This window comes from Bartonella sp. PS7NMGDW, from assembly GCF_042193585.1.
Classification (GTDB): Bacteria; Pseudomonadota; Alphaproteobacteria; order Rhizobiales; family Rhizobiaceae; genus Bartonella; species Bartonella grahamii.
This window is the reverse complement of sequence record NZ_JBHILX010000013.1, coordinates 1-15,454: the sequence shown is the minus strand read 5'-3', so window position 1 is coordinate 15,454 and position 15,454 is coordinate 1. Positions and strand designations below refer to the sequence as shown.

Here is a 15,454-nt window from a genome sequence, read left to right as displayed (position 1 = left end):
CAAAAGATGCGCTGTCCTTACTGCCAATATGAGGATACACAGGTTAAAGATTCACGTCCAGCAGAAGAGGGGGCAGTGATTCGCCGCCGCCGTGTGTGTTCCGTTTGTGGTGGTCGTTTTACAACTTTTGAACGTGTTCAGTTGCGTGAGCTATTGGTTGCTAAAAAAAGTGGACGATGTGAACCATTCGATCGTGATAAGTTAATGCGATCAGTTGATGTGGCTGTACGTAAGCGCAATATTGATCCTGATCATATTGAACGAGCAATTTCTGGCATTGTGCGCCAGCTTGAAAGTTTGGGAGAACCGGAGATTGCTTCAGAAAAAATTGGACATCTTGTTATGGAAGCATTGAAAAGAATTGATGATATTGCTTATATTCGTTTTGCTTCTGTGTATCGAGATTTTCGTAATGCAAGCGATTTTCACGATGTTATAGATGAATTGTCAAAGGGTATTGCGGATACAGAATCTCGTTTTGATGAATAAAAAATTGCAAGATGAACGGTTTATGGCTGCAGCTATTCGTCTAGCAGAGCGTCATGTCGGTCTTACAGGTGAGAATCCTTCCGTTGGTACGTTAATTGTGCGAAACGATAATAGTGCGGGGGCATTTATTGTTGGCTATGGCATAACAGCTATTCATGGGAGTCCTCACGCCGAAGTGCAAGCTTTACATATGGCTGGTTCTTTGGCTCAAGGAGCGACTGCTTATGTTACTTTAGAACCTTGTGCGCATTATGGAAAAACTTCGCCATGTGTGAATGCACTCATTGATTCAGGTATTTCTCGAGTTGTTGTTGCGTTGACTGATTGTGACAAGCGTGTTGATGGTCATGGTATTGCTCTTTTGCGAGCGGCGGGTATTGAAGTGGTTGAGGGCATTTTAGCTGAAGAGGCTTTTGAATCTTTATGGACGCATTGGTGCATAAGGAAGATACAACGCTGTGCGGTCACTTTTAAAATGGCAATTTCTGCTGATAATGGTGTTGGGAAAAGAGAAAAGGGCAGCGTAAAAATTAGTGGAACACTTTCTCATGCCCATACGCATATTTTACGCGCTCAAAATAATGCTATCCTCGTTGGTATTGGTACTATATTAGCAGATGATCCACAACTTAATTGCCGCTTGCCAGGGATGGAGATGCGCTCACCAATTCGTATTATTTTGGATGCAGATTTATCTATCCCCCTTGATGCAAAAGTTGTCCAAACAGCTATGAAAATTCCTACATGGGTTATTTGTGATGTGGATCTTTCAAAGAAAAGCAAAAAAAATGCATTGGAGCAATATGGTGTGTCTGTTTATTCGGTAGAGATGAACAATGGTTGTGTGGAACCCTTTGCTCTTTTACAGATGCTTTATAAACATGGGATTAATAGTGTTTTATTGGAAGGGGGCGTAAAGACAGGGGAAAAGTTTTTGAATGCTGGTTGTGTTGATCATTTGATATGTTTTCATACCCCCATGGTTTTAGGAAAAAATCGTATTGAAGCCCCTCATTTTGGAAATTATCTCTCGCAGTTTTATGAGATTGAGACAAGAATGTTTGGAAATGACCGTTTTTATAAATGGAGACGTAAGACATTATGTTCACAGGAATTATAACGGATATTGGTTGTATTGAAGATGTTCAACCTTTAAAGCAGGGGATGCGTTTAAAGATTTCTACACGCTATGCTATAGAAAGCTTAGCAATTGGCGCATCAATTGCTTGTTCAGGAATTTGTCTGACAATTGTAGAGCGAGGATTAAAACAAGAAGATTCTAATTGGTTTGTTGTCGAGGCGTGGGAAGAAACATTACGTTTAACGAATCTTGCACAATGGACAAAAGGAACTTTTGTTAATTTGGAACGTTCGCTTCGATTAGGTGATGAAATGGGAGGACATTTGGTTTCTGGTCATATTGATGGTTTGGTTGAAATCATTGATCAAAAAAATGAAGGGGATGCAATTCGTTTTTATTTAAAAGTTGCAAGACAATTTATACCTTTCATTGTCAATAAGGGATCTATTGCACTTAATGGGACATCTTTGACTGTTAATGGTGTTGAGGATTGTGTTTTTGATGTTCTTATTATTCGCCATACACTCGAAATGACAACGTGGGGACAGGCTAGAATTGGAGATCGGGTCAATTTGGAAATTGATCAACTTGCTCGTTATGCTGCGAAACTTTTTGCTTTAAAAAGAGAAGATGAATAAACCAAAACTCTATTGATCGTTTTCAGAATTTTATGCTTTATAACCTTGATTTTTTTGATTCGTTTTTTGTGGAATTCCATTATGATGAAAGAGATACGTAAAAAGCCTCACGTATTGATTGTTGAAGCACGTTTTTATGAGGGGATTTCTGATGCGCTTTTGAGAGGTGCAGTGAATACTTTGCAAAAAGCTGAAGCAAGTTATGATGTTGTAACGGTTCCTGGAGCATTAGAAATACCAAGTGCAATAGCTTTTGCTGAACAAAATAAGATATCTTATGATGGTTATGTTGCTCTTGGTTGTGTTATTCGGGGCGAAACATATCACTTTGAAATTGTTGCTAATGATTCTTGTCGTGCATTGATGGATTTAACTATTCATCAGCACTTGGCTATTGGAAATGGTATTTTGACTGTTGAAAATGAAGAACAAGCATGGGTGCGTGCGAATCTAGATGACAAAAATAAAGGTGGTTTTGCGGCTGAAGCTGCTTTATGTATGATCGCTCTAAAAAAGAGATTTGGAGATAATCGTTAAATATGGCTGATATAAAAAGCAGACATTTTCCGCGTTCAGCCAATAAACGTGGAGCAGCAAGACTCGCTGCAGTTCAAGCCCTCTATCAAATGGATATCGTGGGTTCGGGGGTGATGGAAATAGCAGCTGAGTATGAAGCTTATCGTTTGGGAAAAGATATCGATGGAGACCAGTATCTTGAAGCTGATTTTCAATGGTTTTTGGCTATTATAACGGGTGTTGTAAAAGATCAAAAGCAGCTTGATCCTCTGCTTCATCAACAGCTTTCTGCAGAGTGGTCTCTTTCACGTCTTGATTCTATATTGCGAGCAATTTTACGAGCAGGTTTATGGGAGTTGATCAACCGTAAAGATGTTCCTGTTGCGGTTGTCATGAATGAATATGTTGACATAGCTAAGGCGTTTTTTGAAGGTGATGAGCCAAAACTTGTTAATGCAGTTCTCGACAGTATGGCAAAAAAAGTCCGCCCATAAGAGCTAGAAATCCCCCATTATTAGGTCAGATATTATCAGACCTAATAATATTGAGACGGTATGTAGACTATATGATTTAGTTATGGGGTGGCAAATTCGCAGGGCCTTTTATAATTTGAATTAAAAAAGGATGTTCTTTTGTTACAGTTGGTGTTGTTTGTGCAATAAAATCAAACACTTGACCGTCTTGTAATCCGTAATTAGCAACTTTTGCAACCTGATTATTTTTATTGAAGTAAATGGCTAAAACTTTGCGATCAATAATCTTTGTTTTCATAAACTGCATCCCACGATAGCGTGTCTGTGAGATGTAATAAAAAACTTCATTATCATATTTTGTTTTTAATGAAGGGGTCCCTAAAGTTAAAAGAACTTGCTCTTGACTTGAGCCAACAGAAATAGAACTTAGAGCATTTCTATCAAGAACATAGCCCTCTCTATAAATTTGGCTCGAACCTGAAGAATCGAGAAGACCACATCCAGCAAGCATTCCTATGCTTGTTATTGATAGACCAATCAATAATTTACGTTTGATTAAGGCTATTATGTGAGGCATTTGAAACAATGATATCTCCTTTTTATACTGAGATGTAGGACAAGAAGGCAACCTCAAGTTTTTTCTAATTTTAGCTTAATCTACCGTAGCTTACACTGAGCTTCCCTGTTATAAAGTGAATTATGCCATATAGAATTTCTTTAGAAAAGAAAAAAATGCATGAATACTTGATATAAATAAAAACACAGTGCTTTATGCGTTTTTATCTTTGGGAGTTGTCAATGAATGTTAAAAATATTCCTCAAATGACATTTGCTTTGGCTTATCCAATATCCGTACGTTCTCTACCTGCTAAAGGTATAAGGGTTCATTTTTGTGCAAACAAAAAAGAATGTACAAATTTAGCTCAGAACCATGATTTAATTGAAGTAAAATCTTGTGAGGGAAATTTCCATATTTTCCCGTGGAAAAAACGCGGAGTACGTATAAAAGGTCTGTTGCAAGCGCGCATACTACAGTTATGTGTTGTTACATTAGAACCATTAGAAAATATCCTTTGTGAAAATATTGAGGTTGTTTTTGTTCCTGAAGATTCAAATTTGATGAAGCCCAAAATATCAGAGGATACAGGAGAATTGTTTTTAGATGTGGAGGGGCTTGATACTCCTGAAGTGTTTTATGATGATAAAATTGATATTGGTGCAATCATGGAAGAGTTTTTTGAGTTGTCTATTAATCATTATCCACGTAAAGAGAGAATAAAGATGGATATGGTTGAAAATTTAGAAGAAGCAGAGCAAAAATTCTCGCCATTTTCTGTTTTGAAAAATTGGAAGTGATTGTAAAAACATAAAATATCTATTGTATGCTAAACGATATTTTCTGCGGAGCGATTTTTGCAAGATTTGCTTTGTGAGTGTTCAGGAGCCAAAAATCATAATATGTGTTTAAAGATGTAAATGAAAAGATGTGGGATATGCAAGCGTGATTAGAATTTCTGTGGATGTCATGGGCGGTGATTACGGTCCAGAAGCAGCTATTGCAGGAGCAGCAATTGTACAAAAATATTTATCAAATATTTATTTTCTGTTTTATGGAATAGAGGAGGACGTTCGTCCAGTTTTAAAAAAATACCCTTGTTTGGATTCTGTATCGCGCTTTTGCCCTACAGAAAGTTATACACGCATGGATGAAAAGCCAAGCCAAGCACTTCGTAATGGACGTGGTAAATCATCAATGTGGTACGCCATTGAAGCGGTAAAAAATGGTGAAGCTGATGCTTGCATTTCTGCTGGTAATACGGGTGCACTCATGGCCATGTCTTATTTTTGTTTGAAAATGCTCGCAGAGGCTGAACGTCCTGGTATTGCGGGTATCTGGCCAACACTTCGCAGTGAGAGTATCGTTTTGGATATTGGGGCAACAATTGGTGCCTCTGCTGGTCAGTTGGTTGATTTGGCGGTTATGGGAGCGGGTATGTTTCGCGCTTTATATCACACTGAAAGACCAAGTGTTGGGCTTTTAAATGTGGGGGTGGAAGAGGTTAAAGGACTTTATCAAATAAAAAAAGCAGGAATGATATTGCGTGAAGTGCAATTAGAAGGATTGGAATATAAAGGATTTGTTGAGGGCAATGACATTGGAAAAGGAACAGTCGATGTTGTTGTAACAGAGGGGTTTTCTGGTAATATTGCTTTAAAAACCGCAGAAGGAACCGCGCGACAGATAGGAGAGATTTTAAACTCCGCACTGCGCAGTTCTTTTTTAACATCTCTTGGCTATTTTTTATCGCGGGGTGCTTTTCGTACGCTGAAACACAAAATGGATCCCGATAGGGTGAATGGAGGAGTGCTTTTGGGGTTGAATGGTGTTGTGATCAAAAGCCATGGGAGTGCTAATGCTAACGGTTTTGCTTCTGCTATCCGCGTTGGTTATGAGATGGTTAATAATGGACTTTTGAAAAAAATAACAGCTGATTTGCGACGGTTTCATGAGAATAAAGAAACACTTTTTGATCAAGAAGGTGAAGAGACAGTGAATGGAGAGTCCTTATGATAAGCTCTTATAATAGAAATGAAAAATTTGAAGAAAAGGTAAGAGCTTAATGATTCGGTCAATTATACGTGGTGTAGGAAGTGCTTTGCCGAAGAAAAGTTTATCAAATGATGAGATTGCAAAGTTTGTTGAAACGTCAGATTCATGGATTGTTCAGCGTACAGGAATACGCCAACGTTATATTGCCAGTGAAAATGAAACAACTGTTTCTTTAGGAGTTGAGGCTGCGCAAGCAGCACTTACAAATGCTGGTTTAACAATAAAAGACATTGATTGTATTATTTTAGCAACGTCCACCCCGAATCGTACTTTTCCTGCTTCTGCTGTTGAAATTCAGCGTGCTTTGGGAATGAGCCATGGATTTGCTTTTGATATTCAAGCTGTTTGCTCTGGTTTTATTTTTGCTTTAACAACAGGAGATTCTTATTTACGGTGTGGAGCGGCTAAAAGAATTTTAGTTATTGGATCCGATACATTTTCTCGAATTTTAGATTGGGAAGATCGTACGACATGTGTTTTGTTTGGTGATGGTGCGGGTGCTGCTATTTTGGAAGCACAGGAAATTGAGGGGGGTATTGCTTTTGAGCGTGGTATATTGTCTGCGAAATTGCGCTCTAATGGTGCTTATATAGATAAGCTATATGTTGATGGTGGACCTTCAACAACACAAACGACAGGCTATTTGCGTATGGAAGGACGAGAAGTTTTTAAATATGCTGTTGGTATGATAACGGATGTGGTTGATGATTGTTTTGCAGCTGCAGGTATGGATTCTTCACAACTAGATTGGTTTGTACCTCATCAGGCTAATAAGCGCATTATTGAAGCATCTGCTAAAAAACTGGGAATTTCACTAGATAAAGTTGTGATTACCGTTGATCAACATGGTAATACGTCTGCGGCATCAGTTCCGTTGGCTTTAACAACAGCTGTTTGCGATGGAAAAATAAAAGAAGGAGATCTTATCATGTTAGAGGCCATGGGAGGTGGATTTACATGGGGAGCAATTCTTATTCGTTGGTAAATTATGGCTACTTGACCATATTTCAAGAAAACGTATAAGTCATTTTGTAATTTTTAATATTTTAATAGGTGGTTATAATGACAAGTAAGACAGTAACGCGTGCAGATTTAGCGAGCGTAGTTTGTAAAAGAGTGGGCTTGTCACATACTGAATCAGCAGCTTTAGTCGAATTGGTTTTGGATGAGATTTGCAACTCACTTGTAAAAGGTGAAGCGGTTAAATTATCCTCTTTTGCAACTTTTCAGGTTCGCAGTAAAAATGAACGTGTTGGACGTAATCCAAAAACAGGTGTTGAAGCACCTATTCCGCCGCGACGTGTTGTAACGTTTAAGGCTGCCAATGTCCTTAAACAGAGAATTTTAGATTCGCATCGTGCAAGACAGAAAAAATGATATCTCATAAATAAACGCTATGGTATGTTTGGTATTTGTTAAAAAAACGATAAAATAAAGGTCTTTGTTTTTTAGAAAAAGACAGTTGTGTAAGTCGTCAATGATGGTCTTATTTTTGACTAATCTTGTTGAGAAATTGAGACGGAATGAGTCATTGTAAAGTAATTTATTTTGTTTTAAATAAGGTGTTGCAAAATGGATAAAAGCTCTGATGCTTTTCGCACAATTAGCGAAGTAGCCGAGTTATTGGAGCTTCCGCAGCATGTGTTAAGATTCTGGGAAACACGTTTTAGGCAGATTAAACCAATGAAACGTGGGGGAGGAAGGCGCTATTATCGTCCGGTCGATGTTGATTTGCTCAATGGTATTAAGCAGTTATTATATGATCAGGGTTATACGATAAAAGGTGTGCAACGCCTTTTGAAAGAAAATGGTGTTGCTTTTGTGACTGCATTGGGTAATGGTGATCTTGATGCTATGAATGTGGTCATAGAGAAGAAACATGCAGGACAAACTTCTGAAAATGCTAGCAATAAGCCTAAAAAATCTTCTTTTGGGCTTTTGAATTTCATGAGGAATGAAGGAGAAACATCTGTTGGTTCTGTGAATCTTTACAAAGATAAAACTGATAAAGCATTGTTGCAAGAAATCCTATTTGAACTCATTGAATGTAAGCGTGTTCTTGATAGAGCTCGATAGCAATAATGTTTTTTGTTTTATATGTGTTGCTTTTTTAGCAAAATATGTGTTTTGAAATTGTTTTACAAATCAATATCTTGCGTCTAGCATAGCAATGTGTTTCGTAGATATTTAGATGTTTTATGGGTGTGCCCAGAGTTTTATACGTTTAACGAGTAGTAATGTATCGTATGTGTATATTTAACGAGTTTTTTATAAGAGTTTTTAATTTGGTAAAATATGAAGAGGGGAAAGAATAGGCGCTGAGTTTTGCCATTTTTCTCTGATTTGACTTTATGAAAGCTAATGCAATATCTCATCAGTGTAGATTGCAGGATGTAGAATGCCATTGATTCACCAATTCATCTGCTTGTTTTAAAGAGATGTTTCTTAAGGCTTCTTAAGCTTATTTCACCATGATTTCTCGTGAATGATATAATGGTAAACCCGTTGAGTACTGTTATTTTTACATTTATGAAGGAGCAAGTCGGCATCAGCATTATAGTTTAGCCTACCCTCAATGATTGCAACAATCCTTAGCACTTTAGGCGGTTCATTGTGGGCATTTTAAAAGTCCTTTCTCAATAATTTTTAACCACACACTCATTCCGCTTGTCTCGTGCCAAAAAATAATTTTGATAGATTCAACATAAACATATCTAAAATGAGACAATCCTATGATATTCGAAACCTTATTTAATATGAATAAAGATATATTATCATTATAAATCAATATCTTGTCTTTTTATAAGAGCTTATCTTACGAATAAGACATATCATTGTTCAGCTAATTTTACATATTTTTTATTAATAAATATAATCTTGTTTTCAGCCTTCTTGCTTGATGTTGCTATAATTATCGTAATGATCTATCCATGATAATAGCACCATCTTTTCATTATAAAGGTAAAAGATTAATGTTATTATTAATATTCAATTGTCTATGATTTTTGCATTAAAAAAGCTCATAGCTCACATTGATTTTTTTCATCAATCTACCTTGTAGAGAGTGATCACGTGATTCTTTCTGATTATAGGTAATTGTGCATGAAACCAAAACACACTACAATATCAAACCCTCTCATTTTGTACAAAATTTGAAGATTTATAGTAAAAAATTAACGTATTACCACCTTCTGCGATGTTATGCATTTATTACACGTTGCAAATCCGGAGGTGTTGCCTCATTTGAGAGTTGTTTAATCACATCTTCTACAGATAAAAGGGTTTTATTCGTACTTCCTAAACGGCGCATATTTACGCTGTTTGTTTCAGCTTCACGTTTACCACATACCAAAATTACGGGGACTTTTTGTAAAGAATGTTCTCGTATTTTATAGTTAATTTTTTCATTGCGGAGATCTGTTGTTGCGGAAAGTCCAATAGCTCTAAGTTTTGCTGTTATTTTTTGGGCATATTCATTTGCTTCGGACGTAATTGTTGCAACAACAACTTGTTCAGGAGCAAGCCAAAGTGGCATATGTCCAGCAAAATTTTCGATTAATATACCAAGAAAACGCTCCATTGATCCAAAGATAGCACGGTGGATCATAACAGGTTGACGTTTTTCTGAATCTTTATCAATATAGAATGCACCAAAACGTTCGGGGAGATTAAAGTCTATTTGTGTTGTTCCACATTGCCATTCGCGACCGATAGCATCCTTTAATGTATATTCAAATTTTGGACCATAAAATGCTCCTTCACCTGGAAGGATGCTTGTTTTGATTTGTCCTGCAAATTTTGTTTCAATCGTTTTAAGGACAGATTCCATGATACTTTCTGCATGATCCCATAATGCATCAGACCCAACTCGTTTTTCTGGACGTGTTGAAAGCTTAAGACTAATTTCTTTAAAACCAAAATCAGCATAAGTTGATAAAATAAGATCATTAATACTGAGACATTCATCGGCTAATTGTTCATCAGTACAAAAAATATGCGCATCATCTTGCGTAAAACCACGCACACGCATAAGACCATGTAAAGAGCCCGAAGGCTCATAACGATGAACAAGTCCAAATTCAGCAAGTCTGATAGGCAAATCACGATAAGATTTTAAACCATGTTTAAAAATTTGCACATGACCAGGGCAATTCATTGGTTTAAGGGCATAAATATTCCCATGATCTGAATCTTCTGCTGCTGGAGTTACTTTGAACATATTCTCCTTATACCAGCCCCAATGGCCAGATATCTCCCAGAGTGACCTATCGAGAACTTGTGGTGCATTAACTTCAGCGTATTGATGATCATCAAGGCGTCTACGCATATAGTTGATCAAATTTTGGAACATTTTCCAACCTTTTTTGTGCCAAAAAATCATTCCTGGCCCTTCTTCTTGAAAATGAAATAAGTCCATTTCACGTCCCAAGCGGCGATGATCACGTTTTTCAGCTTCTTCTAGCATATGGAGGTAGGCTTTTAAGTCATTTTCATTTGCAAATGCTGTTCCATAAATTCTTGTGAGCATTGGATTATTGGCATCGCCACGCCAATAAGCTCCTGCGACTTTCATTAATTTGAAAGCATTCCCAATTTGCCCTGTAGATTGCATGTGTGGTCCGCGGCAAAGATCAAACCATTTTCCTTGATAATAAATTTTTAAATCTTGATTTTCAGGAATGCTATCAATAAGTTCAACTTTATAAAATTCCTTTTTCTCAGAAAAAATTTTTCTCGCTTTTTCACGAGACCAAATTTCTTTTCTGAAAGGTTTATTGCGTTGGATAATTTCACGCATTTTCTTTTCAATGACGGTGAGATCATCTAATGTAAAAGGTTGTTGGCGTGCAAAATCATAATAGAATCCATTCTCAATGACAGGACCTATTGTTACTTGCGTTTCAGGAAAGAGTTCTTGCACTGCTTCAGCAAGGACATGGGCGCAGTCATGCCTTATGAGTTCAAGAGCGCGTGAATCTTCTCGGGTAATAATCTCTACTTGACCAGATTGTTCCAATGGATCCGATAAGTCTCGCGTGATACCATCAAGCCTATAGGCGACAGCTTTTTTTGCGAGTGATTTAGAAATGGATTCTGCTAATTCCAAACCAGTCATTTCGGAGGGGTAATTACGTTTTGAACCATCAGGAAAAGAAAGAGAAACAGAGCAAGACATAAAAACACCCTTTTAATCCAATTCCGCTAACGATTGCGGATGGTTTCGTGAAAATTGAGTAAAAAGCTTATAGACTGATTTTTTATCAATACATACGAAAAAAGAAAAGGATTATTTGTTGTGTTTGTCAGAAATTTTCCAGTAACGCCAAGGTTTATAAAAACAGCAAGAATTTCCAAGAGAAATAGGTACTGGGTCAAAGCCATCTGTTCCAAAGGGCCCACAACGTATGATACGAAAGAGTCCCATCCATGCACCAGCCCAAAGCCCATGGCGTGCAATCGCTTCATATGTATATTCTGAACAAGTCGGGGCATGGCGACATTGATTGCCTATAAGATTTGAAAGTGTTATTTGATAGAAACGTATTAAGAAAATACCCAATAATCGTCCAGGTGTTTTTTGCCAATTGCCTGTGTAATTTCGAGTCAATTTTTTTTGTCGAGATTGTGATTTGAACATTTATTTTTCTTCAATTTTTTGAATGCAGTCTATCGTTGCATCAAAGGGTAGTAGTGTTGCTGCATGGCGCATTTTATAATCTTTAATGGGCTGTAAGCAAGAAAAATCCTTAAATGGAGCTTGAGGAGAAGGACCATTTTGCGTTAGCATTTGATAAATAACTTCACGCAATATTTTAAGATCTTGTGTTGTTTGTCCGATGATATGAGATGCTAAAAGTGAAGCCGATGCTTGCCCTAGCACACATGCGTGTATTTCATGGGCAAAATCCGTAATAATACCATTTTCCACTTTTAAATCTACAGTGATTGTCGAACCACAAAGGTGTGCATGTTTTTTTGATGTTGCATCAGGATTATTAAGACGCCCAATTTTTCCTATATGTGCAGCATATTTAAGTATTTTATCATTATAGATATTATCAATCATGCGCTATTGCCTGAAATTTTGAGAGTCGTGATTGTTTAAACTTTTAATTCGCTTATATAGAGATTATACAAAATGAAATAGGTATGGAGCAAATGCTTTGTATAGAGTAAGCTTGGAGTTTTTGAATGCGTAATGTTGTTAAAGAAGACGCGAAGGATTCTTTTTTATCTGAAGAAAAGCGTCCGAGTATTGAAGAGGTGGAAGAAGCGATTCGTACATTACTCTTATGGATAGGGGAAAATCCAAATAGAGAAGGGCTTTTAGATACTCCAAGACGTATAGCCAAGGCATATCGCGAGCTTTTTAGTGGTTATAGTCAATCGGTTAAAGAAACCTTAGGTACAGTTTTTGAAGAGGTTTCAGGATATAATGAAGCCGTAATCGTAAAAAATATACCTTTTTATTCACACTGTGAGCATCATATGATCCCAATTATTGGGAAAGCACATATAGCATATCTTCCTAATGAAAAAATTGTTGGCCTTTCAAAAATTGTGCGTGTTGTAGATATTTTTTCTCGTCGTTTACAAACACAAGAAGCCATGACAGCGCAAGTGGCTCACGCGTTAAAAACGTATCTGAAGCCTCATGGTGTAGCAGTATTGATTGAGGCGGAGCACATGTGTATGGCTATGAGAGGAATCCAAAAACAGGGCTCTACAACAATTACAAAAAACTTTCATGGTTATTATGAAAAAGATCAAGCTGCACAAGCACACTTTATGATGATGATTCAAAGATCGTAGTAAAGTCGATATTTTTAGTAATCTCTATTAAGTTATAAATCGTTCGGATAAAAATAAATTATGAGAAAGAGAAAATTGGCTTGTACCTTTCTTTATGATTTGTTAAAGGCTAAAAACCAGAATGTTTTTCTTCCCACGTGCGGTCGTGGCGGAATTGGTAGACGCGCAGCGTTGAGGTCGCTGTGGGGCAACCCGTGGAAGTTCGAGTCTTCTCGACCGCACCAGTTAGCGGTGAGTCTCTGTAATGAGATGAAGTTATGTAGAGAGAGGGGATTTATGCGCATTATAGAAAAATCTTTTTTGTATGTTATTTGTTGATGTGTTGCTAATAATGTTTCATTTTTTATTACTTTATCTGTGCATTTGAAATGTTATATTTTTATAGGGTGGGGGTAAAGTTGCAGTGAGAAGTATAATGATTTTGAGATATTTAACACTTCTTATTTGTATTTCTTTATTGTCAGCATGTAGTGATTCACGCGCTGTGCTTTGGCATGGAGTGCATGCAACTCCTTCTATGACTGCAGTAGAAAGAGAAGTTGAAGAGAACCCAGTTTCTCCAAAAGCCATCATTCCAGTGTATGTTGCAACAAGTCGTATGATGCAAAATAATTACGCTCAACCTTATGGTGCAGAGCGATCAAATAAAGTACATTACAATCGCGTTGACGTAGGAATTCCTCAGCAACATACAAAGGGAGTTGTTGAAATAAATGCCTATAAACCTACGCATGATAAGTATTTTGCAGCAGTAGCATTGCAAAAATACGATAATAAAGAACAGTTTAAACAGCAATTAAATGCTGCTTTAGAAAAAAAGCCAAAAGGAAAAAGAGAAATTTTTCTTTTTATCCATGGGTATAATAATAATTTTGCAGATGGTACATTTCGTACAGCACAGTTTGCACATGATTATTCTTTAAATGTTGTCGCTGTGCATTATTCTTGGCCTTCTGCCGGATCTGTTCCTCTTTATATTTATGATCGTGACAGTGCTAATTTTGCCCGTGACGGATTGATAGAGCTTTTAACACTTATTAGTGAAACCAATGCTGATCAGATTTCGGTTATTGCGCATTCTATGGGCAATTTTGTTATAATGGAAGCATTTAGAACTTTAGCCTTACAGAAAAAATATAAGCCTATTCGTCGTATTACAAGTTTATTAATGGCGGCACCAGACATTGATGTTGATGTATTTGAGCGCCAACTTAATGATATAAAAAAACTCCCGCAGCCAACAGCTATTTTAGTATCTAGAGCGGATAAAGCTCTCGCGGTTTCAGGACGTCTTACGGGTGGACATCATCGTGTGGGCGATGGCTCAGATATTGAAATGTTGCGTAAAAATGGAATAGCTGTTCTTGATTTCTCTCATGTGGATGGGGGAGCACACAATGTCTTTGCATCTTCACCAACGTTGATGGCTCTTTCTCGAGAAGGTTCTTTGGCTTCCACAATTATGCAAGGTACAGAATTGTCACCTAGTCAAGCTCTTCTTGCTGATGGTAGTAGTGTGTTGGAGAAAACAACACATCTTATCCTTTATACACCTGTACGTTTTCTCTCTCCACGGATTCCACGTTGATAGTGAAAAGAGAGAAGGGGACATCGAATAATGCATTGGAGGTAATATTTTTTAGCACTTTCTTTAGAATGGCTTTGTAAAATGGAAAATAAATAGCGGGATGAATGTAAAAAACAGTCATTAGGTGAGTTTGTGATGATTGCACGGAAACGCTATGTTAATACGCCTACAGTTGTTGATTATTTATCTCATTCCGCAATTAAGTTGTTAGATATTCATGCTATGCTTGTGAAGGTGAGAAAAGGTGATATGGGGGAAAAACCAAATTTATTGCGTCAAATTGATTCTACAAAAAAACAGTTAGATGAGATAAGCCATGCTCTTATTTTAGAATATCGTAAACGCCAAGAAAATGAGCGTTTTTTAAAACAAATTCTGCTATCCATTTCCGATCAACTTTTTGCACTTAACAATGGTTTTAAGGAAACAGGACGTCTTTTTTTTCAAGAAGTTAGAATACTTCAATCTCAGATGCAATGTTTATATGAGGGAAAGGAGAGGCTGCATTTGTTGAATAGCCAAGAATCTTTTTGTTCTCCTTCAAAGATTGATGAAGTTATTAAACAGTTACAAAAAGCACGAGAAAAGCTTATTCTTGAAAGCCCACATCTCTTTGAAAAAAGCACAAAAGCTAAACAATAAAGTTCTTTTAGTTGAACAGACAGATAATTTGAGTTTTACAGCAAAAAACGCTGTTAAATAGAAGGCTATAATCGTTTAAAAGAAAAAAATTGCTTTAATAAATGAAACGCATGTATTTTATAATCATACTCCTTATCCGATTAAAGCTTTAAAAGACTTTAAGGCTGATTCATTAGGTGGTTTTATTGAAGAAAATGTTTGTGGTAAGAACTTTACAAAAAACTTTCTGATTCTTAATAATGGCTCACCGGATAATTTTGCCAATGTTACGGAGTTGTTAGTATATTCATTAGAAACTTAAACTCTAACATATTTTCTTAATAGGAATTAGTTGAATTTAAAGCATTAAAAAAGAAGTTTGATAAAATAATACGTTTTATAAATTCACGTTTAGCTCTACCTTCTCCTGAATTTAAAAAGGATCGGAAAATGAATAAGCTACACGTAATTAAAAAATCATATGGTGCCCCCAGAGAGCGAATCAGGCTTTAGCAACAAGATTCAAAGTATATAAAGATGTGTAAGGGCGTATTGATGTCTATAGCTTTTTATGATTCAATAAAAAAAGTAAGCATTAAAGGAAAAATCTCAAATCAGAAATTA

At 36.7% G+C, this 15,454-nt stretch carries 17 protein-coding genes and 1 tRNA gene; 14 read left to right on the top strand and 4 right to left on the bottom strand.

What is annotated here, in order from left to right; genetic code table 11:
* Window positions 1–6 precede the first annotated feature (6 nt).
* The 5 genes from nrdR (at window position 7) to nusB (ending at window position 3,218) form a co-directional block, all read left to right on the top strand.
* Window positions 7–489: a transcriptional regulator NrdR gene (gene nrdR / locus ACFIKJ_RS07450; RefSeq protein WP_015856456.1), complete on the top strand. Its 483-nt coding sequence runs from the start codon at window positions 7–9 to the stop codon at window positions 487–489.
* Window positions 482–1,609, top strand: a complete 1,128-nt coding sequence (ribD, locus tag ACFIKJ_RS07445; RefSeq protein ID WP_375627358.1) for a bifunctional diaminohydroxyphosphoribosylaminopyrimidine deaminase/5-amino-6-(5-phosphoribosylamino)uracil reductase RibD — start codon at window positions 482–484, stop codon at window positions 1,607–1,609. Before nrdR ends, ribD begins: the two co-directional genes overlap by 8 nt.
* Window positions 1,591–2,208, top strand: coding sequence for a riboflavin synthase (locus ACFIKJ_RS07440; RefSeq protein ID WP_375626467.1), 618 nt, complete (start codon window positions 1,591–1,593; stop codon window positions 2,206–2,208). Before ribD ends, ACFIKJ_RS07440 begins: the two co-directional genes overlap by 19 nt.
* 81 nt (window positions 2,209–2,289) lie before the next feature.
* A complete protein-coding gene (locus ACFIKJ_RS07435; RefSeq protein WP_375627359.1) occupies window positions 2,290–2,745 on the top strand; it encodes a 6,7-dimethyl-8-ribityllumazine synthase in 456 nt (151 codons plus the stop codon).
* A gap of 2 nt (window positions 2,746–2,747) precedes the next feature.
* Window positions 2,748–3,218: a transcription antitermination factor NusB gene (gene nusB / locus ACFIKJ_RS07430; RefSeq protein WP_375626471.1), complete on the top strand. Its 471-nt coding sequence runs from the start codon at window positions 2,748–2,750 to the stop codon at window positions 3,216–3,218.
* A gap of 76 nt (window positions 3,219–3,294) precedes the next feature.
* On the opposite strand, the gene ACFIKJ_RS07425 is transcribed toward nusB, so the two are convergent.
* A complete protein-coding gene (locus tag ACFIKJ_RS07425) occupies window positions 3,295–3,774 on the bottom strand; it encodes an outer membrane protein assembly factor BamE (protein ID WP_375626497.1) in 480 nt (159 codons plus the stop codon).
* Window positions 3,775–3,995: 221 nt separating this feature from the next.
* On the opposite strand from ACFIKJ_RS07425, the gene ACFIKJ_RS07420 reads away from it, so the two are divergent.
* The 5 genes from ACFIKJ_RS07420 (at window position 3,996) to ACFIKJ_RS07400 (ending at window position 7,884) form a co-directional block, all read left to right on the top strand.
* On the top strand, window positions 3,996–4,553 hold the full coding sequence (locus ACFIKJ_RS07420; RefSeq protein ID WP_375626473.1) for a DUF177 domain-containing protein: 558 nt from the start codon (window positions 3,996–3,998) through the stop codon (window positions 4,551–4,553).
* A gap of 145 nt (window positions 4,554–4,698) precedes the next feature.
* Complete coding sequence (gene plsX / locus ACFIKJ_RS07415; RefSeq protein WP_375626475.1) at window positions 4,699–5,769, top strand: phosphate acyltransferase PlsX; 1,071 nt, start codon at window positions 4,699–4,701, stop codon at window positions 5,767–5,769.
* Between the two features lie 49 nt (window positions 5,770–5,818).
* On the top strand, window positions 5,819–6,793 hold the full coding sequence (locus tag ACFIKJ_RS07410) for a beta-ketoacyl-ACP synthase III (protein WP_375626477.1): 975 nt from the start codon (window positions 5,819–5,821) through the stop codon (window positions 6,791–6,793).
* A gap of 77 nt (window positions 6,794–6,870) precedes the next feature.
* Window positions 6,871–7,185, top strand: coding sequence for an integration host factor subunit alpha (locus ACFIKJ_RS07405; RefSeq protein WP_375670405.1), 315 nt, complete (start codon window positions 6,871–6,873; stop codon window positions 7,183–7,185).
* 195 nt (window positions 7,186–7,380) lie between these two features.
* Window positions 7,381–7,884 (top strand): MerR family transcriptional regulator, encoded by a 504-nt coding sequence (locus ACFIKJ_RS07400; protein WP_375627360.1) that lies wholly within the window; start codon window positions 7,381–7,383, stop codon window positions 7,882–7,884.
* Between the two features lie 1,123 nt (window positions 7,885–9,007).
* Here ACFIKJ_RS07400 and thrS read toward each other — a convergent pair.
* From thrS to ACFIKJ_RS07385, 3 genes are all read right to left on the bottom strand, one after another.
* Window positions 9,008–10,984 (bottom strand): threonine--tRNA ligase, encoded by a 1,977-nt coding sequence (thrS, locus tag ACFIKJ_RS07395; protein WP_375648216.1) that lies wholly within the window; start codon window positions 10,982–10,984, stop codon window positions 9,008–9,010.
* 111 nt (window positions 10,985–11,095) lie between these two features.
* Window positions 11,096–11,446, bottom strand: a complete 351-nt coding sequence (yidD, locus tag ACFIKJ_RS07390) for a membrane protein insertion efficiency factor YidD (protein ID WP_375627362.1) — start codon at window positions 11,444–11,446, stop codon at window positions 11,096–11,098.
* Window positions 11,447–11,875 (bottom strand): iron-sulfur cluster assembly scaffold protein, encoded by a 429-nt coding sequence (locus ACFIKJ_RS07385; RefSeq protein WP_375626485.1) that lies wholly within the window; start codon window positions 11,873–11,875, stop codon window positions 11,447–11,449.
* Window positions 11,876–12,000: 125 nt separating this feature from the next.
* Between ACFIKJ_RS07385 and folE the strand changes: the two genes are divergently transcribed.
* The 4 genes from folE (at window position 12,001) to ACFIKJ_RS07365 (ending at window position 14,851) form a co-directional block, all read left to right on the top strand.
* Window positions 12,001–12,621 (top strand): GTP cyclohydrolase I FolE, encoded by a 621-nt coding sequence (folE, locus tag ACFIKJ_RS07380; RefSeq protein ID WP_375620182.1) that lies wholly within the window; start codon window positions 12,001–12,003, stop codon window positions 12,619–12,621.
* 139 nt (window positions 12,622–12,760) lie between these two features.
* Window positions 12,761–12,845: transfer RNA gene (locus ACFIKJ_RS07375), tRNA-Leu, on the top strand.
* A gap of 191 nt (window positions 12,846–13,036) precedes the next feature.
* A complete protein-coding gene (locus ACFIKJ_RS07370; RefSeq protein ID WP_375627363.1) occupies window positions 13,037–14,209 on the top strand; it encodes an alpha/beta hydrolase in 1,173 nt (390 codons plus the stop codon).
* Window positions 14,210–14,344: 135 nt separating this feature from the next.
* Complete coding sequence (locus ACFIKJ_RS07365) at window positions 14,345–14,851, top strand: hypothetical protein (RefSeq protein WP_015856440.1); 507 nt, start codon at window positions 14,345–14,347, stop codon at window positions 14,849–14,851.
* Window positions 14,852–15,454: the final 603 nt, after the last annotated feature.